We start from the raw sequence: 2,375 nt of genomic DNA, 5'->3' as shown, positions 1-2,375 counted from the left end.
CGAGGCTCACGACTGGGCGCGGCGCATCAGCGAGCACCTGCTGCCCAAGACGCGCGCCTACCACGAGCTTTGGCTCGACGGCGAGCAGGTCGCGGGCGAGGAGTCCGAGCCGCTCTACGGCGCGACCTATCTGCCGCGCAAGTTCAAAACCGGGGTCGCCGTCCCGCCGATCAATGACGTCGACGTCTACGCCAATGACCTCGGCTTCATCGCCATCGCGGAAGCGGGCAGGCTGGTCAGTTTCAACGTCCTCGCCGGCGGCGGCATGGGCACGACCCACCGCGACACCAGCACCTATCCGCGCCTGGCGGACAGCCTCGGCTTCCTCCCGCCCGAGCACACCCTGGCGGTAGCCACCGCAGTCGTCTCGGTCCAGCGCGACTTCGGCAATCGTGTCGAACGCAAGCTGGCGCGGCTCAAGTACACCATCGAGACCCTTGGACGCGAACGCTTTCGCGCGGAGGTCGAGGAGCGGGCCGGCGTCCGCTTCGAGCCGGCGCGGCCGATCCGCTTCAGCGAGCGCGGCGACCGCTACGGCTGGGTCGAGGGCCATGACGGGCGGCGGCATCTGACGCTCTTCATCGAGAACGGGCGGGTCATCGACCGTCCTGGCGCGACCATGATGACCGGTCTGCACGAGATTGCCCGGATCCACCAAGGCGACTTCCGCATCACCCCGAGTCAGAACCTCATCGTTGCCGGCGTCGCGTCCGAGCAGGCCGACCGCATCGAGACCCTCGCCCGCGAGCATGGGCTGATTCAGGACAAACGCTCGCCACTAACCCGACTTCCGCGATTCGAGCCGCCGTGCGTAACTTCTCAATAACTCACGGCGACGCCGATCTCATCGTTCCAGTCAGCGGCGTTTGGCCCGCGCAGCGGACCCAACGATAGGGTCTCTTTAGACCATCGGCCTGATGCATGCCATCGACGCTCCGACGCTTCCTCGCCCTTGGGGGAACGGGATGAGGTGAGGTGAGGGGCGGAACGGGCCTGCGGTCCGGAGTGGCGTCGATTTTCCACGGGAGGCGACCACTCTGAGCCGGAATGCGGGTCAAGGCCCTCCTGGCAGACCCGATGCCGCCAAGACCCGTGCGCGGATGATCTCCGGCAAGGGCGCGATGGCACCGACCTGCCCAATGCGGTCGTTCCGATACTCCCAGAATGAGATCCCGAGCTTCCGGCAGGTCTTCTTGAGGCTGGCAAAGGTGTCGCGGCAGCGGCGTCCCCGATCGCGGCGGGTCCCACCGCTGATCTTGCGCCACTTCACGGATCCCCGGAGGTCGTTCTCGCTGCCGTTGGTGTGCAGCGGGATCTCCGGGCGCAGGAGGACCAGGAGCCATTCGCCCTGATGGGTCTTCAGACGTTTGAGAAGCGGATGGAGGGTGGCAAAGGAGGTCTTTTGGGTGAAGAGCGCCTCGAAGCGCCCACGCAGACCAGGAATCGCCGCGGGATCGGGGTCGCGCTGAGACGCCTTGAGGTCGGCGTAGAGCGTCCAGAGTTCGTCGCGCACCCGTTCCTGATCCTGGCGCTGTGACTCGTTGAGCGGGATCAGTTTGTGAATCAGCCGTTCGGCATGCACCCAACACAAGGCATGCAGCAGGATCGCAAACTGCCCGGCGCCATCGCTGACGTTCACCAAGTCGCGCGAGAGCCCCTTCGCCAGCAAGCCACCCAGCAAGGCGCCCTCGGTGGCGATGCGCCGATGACGCTCAGTGGCCATGCCCAAGGCGTCGAGGTGTTTCTCCCACGCCTCGGCGCTCGCGATCACCGCGATGGGATGGTCCGCCAGGCCTTGCCGTGGGGCCTGCGGTAAACCCTGCTCGCACCAATCGACAAGCGCCTCGTCATTGCAGCCGTAGAAGGGCGCTCCCGCCTGCAAGAGCTGGAGGAAATTGATCCGGCTCTTGCTCTCGGCGCTGGAGAACCAGGCGAAGAAGTCGTTGCCAATCTGGGTGACGTAGCCGTTGCGTCCTTGATGGCGTGCCCCCGAATCATCCACCGTGATGAAGGTGCTGACCTCCAGACCGACCGCGAGCAGTTGATCTTTCTCCGTGAAGAACGCCTCGTTATGCCCGCTGAGCAGAGCATCGATCTGCCCCACCGACAGGTCGATGCCCCAGTCGAGGAGTTGCTCGCGCAACAACGGCTGGGTGACGTGACAGTGATGGTGCTGGTCGAGCCGGTCGGCGCGCACCGTCGGACCGACGTGCTGACCCTGACGCGTCGGCGGCAACGCTCCGCGCAACCACTCCCCGTCCGGGGTCTGCCACACCTCCAGGCGATCGCGGGTGTTGTGCGCCTCGATCTTGAGATCTTGGACCACGACGTCGCGATAGCCTTTGACGCGCGATCCAGGCGGCGGCGCTTGGGTG

Annotated in this window: 1 protein-coding gene and 1 pseudogene; one reads left to right on the top strand and one right to left on the bottom strand. The window is 65.9% G+C overall.

All coding sequences use genetic code 11. From position 1 onward, the window contains the following. Nucleotides 1-757, top strand: a pseudogene (locus QZY07_RS24955) (sulfite reductase); the annotation flags it as partial. Nucleotides 758-1,054: 297 nt separating this feature from the next. Here QZY07_RS24955 and QZY07_RS24950 read toward each other — a convergent pair. Next, a partial coding sequence (locus QZY07_RS24950; RefSeq protein WP_295408749.1) for a transposase occupies nt 1,055-2,375 on the bottom strand: 1,321 nt, incomplete at its 5' end.

This window comes from uncultured Thiocystis sp. (genome assembly GCF_903866365.1).
In the GTDB taxonomy this organism is placed as follows: domain Bacteria; phylum Pseudomonadota; class Gammaproteobacteria; order Chromatiales; family Chromatiaceae; genus Chromatium.
Note: the sequence above shows the minus strand (reverse complement) of the source record. Positions and strands in the feature narration are given on the sequence as shown.